This is a genomic window from Streptomyces sp. FH025 (assembly GCF_017427025.1).
Lineage (GTDB): Bacteria > Actinomycetota > Actinomycetes > Streptomycetales > Streptomycetaceae > Kitasatospora.
In genome coordinates this window covers 1-1,773 of record NZ_JAFLNG010001058.1, presented here as the reverse complement: position 1 = coordinate 1,773, position 1,773 = coordinate 1, and the positions used below count along the sequence as shown (strand labels likewise).

Sequence of the window (1,773 nt, the reverse complement as noted above, 5' to 3'; positions counted from 1 at the left end):
CATGGGGACTCCGGAGGCGAGCTGGACGTGGGCCGGGGGCCGTCGCCGGTACGGCCCGACGGGGGGTGAGGTGCCTACGGGGGCGACGGGCTGCCGCTCAGCGGCCGAGCCGCGCCTCCAGACGGGCCTTCGTCAGCTGGAGCCAGGCGATGTACGAGGCGCCGAAGGCGTAGCCGTTCTCGTGGGCCATGGTGTGGACCTCGCGGGCCCGGTCGGCGTCGAGTTCGGGGATCTGCGGGTCGTACGCGTCGGGCAGTGGCAGGACGGCCGGCTCCGCGTGCTGCTTGACCCGGAGCTCCAGCTCCGTGTTGACGACGTCCAGCGCGATCTCGGGCCCGAGCTGCCCGGCGCAGGTCGTAGCCGGACAGGCGGCGCAGGCTCAGCGCCCCGAGGATCACATAGTCGAGCTGCATGAGCGGCACCTATGTTCTAAGGAACTTACGGCCCACAGGCTCGCCCGCCAGCGGGAGGAAGTCAAGACTCCAACTATGTCTCGGCCAAGCCGCTGTCAAGCCCTTTCCGCACCGACCAACGCCTACCGCCCCAAGCGCTTATGTTTTAACGCATATAACCCGGCCGTCCTGGCGATACTCGCCGCCTCCTCCTGAACCTCGAAGGCGGCACGGCCCGCGTCACCCGTTCGGCCCACTCTCCTGACAGCCCCGCACGCGCCGTCCCGCCGGGCGCGGCGAGGATGGTGACGCGGCCGTCGGTCCGGGCCGCCGTGTGACCAGCCCACCCGAGGAGGCCTTCATGGCCACGACCTCCCGCCCCACTGCCCCGGTCCTGGAGCCCGCCGCCACCGACCTGGCCAAGGCCACCGATCCGCACCCGCGCATCTACGAAATCCCCCCGGCCGACGGACGCGACGCGCTGGCCGGTCTACAGACCGGCGCCGGCGTCGACAAACCCGCCGTCGACGAGGAATGGATCGACGTCGACACCGGCCCGTACGGCACCGTACGCGCCCGCATCATCCGGCCCACGGGTGCCACCGGCGTCCTGCCGGTGATCGTCTACATCCACGGCGCCGGTTGGGTCTTCGGCGACGAGAACACCCACGACCGCCTCGTACGCGAACTCGCCGTCCGCGCCAACGCCGCCGTGCTCTTCCCCGTCTACACCCGCGCCCCCGAGGCCAAGTACCCGACCCAGATCGAGCAGAACTACGCCGTCGGCCAGTGGCTCCAGAACCACGGCCTGGCCAGGAACCTCGATCCCGCCACCGTGGCGGTCTGCGGCGACTCCGTCGGCGGCAACATGTCGACCGTCTTCGCGATGATGAACGCCGAACGCGGCGGACTGCGCCTCGCCTGCCAGGTCCTGCTCTACCCCGTCACCGACGCCGCCTTCGACACTCCCTCCTACCAGCAGTTCGCCGAGGGCTACTTCCTCACCCGCGACGGCATGCGATGGTTCTGGGACCAGTACACGACCGACCCCGCCGAACGCGCCGACCCCCACGCCTCACCCCTGCGCGCCTCGCAGGAGCAACTCAAGGCCATGCCGCCGACCCTGATCATCACCGACGAGGCCGACGTGCTCCGCGACGAGGGCGAGGCCTACGCCGCGAAACTGCGCGCCGCCGGAGTCCAGGTCACCGCCGTCCGCGTCCTCGGCATGGTCCACGACTTCATGATGCTCGACAGCCTGCGCGACACCGCCGCCAACAACGTCGCCCTCAAACTCGCCGGCGACACCCTCCGCGACGCCTTGCACGGCTGGTGAAAACGCGAAGAGCCCCCATCCGGTTTCCCGGATGAGGGCTCTTCA

General features: G+C 70.2%; 1 protein-coding gene. It reads left to right on the top strand.

Going from position 1 to position 1,773, the window contains the following annotated elements; genetic code table 11:
- Positions 1 to 753 precede the first annotated feature (753 nt).
- Positions 754 to 1,728, top strand: a complete 975-nt coding sequence (locus tag J0670_RS37240) for an alpha/beta hydrolase (protein ID WP_207817203.1) — start codon at positions 754 to 756, stop codon at positions 1,726 to 1,728.
- Positions 1,729 to 1,773: the final 45 nt, after the last annotated feature.

Excerpts from the sequence above, each read along its gene's own strand:
- J0670_RS37240 (WP_207817203.1), top strand. The coding sequence starts at position 754 with ATGGCCACGACCTCCCGCCCCACTGCCCCGGTCCTGGAGCCCGCCGCC.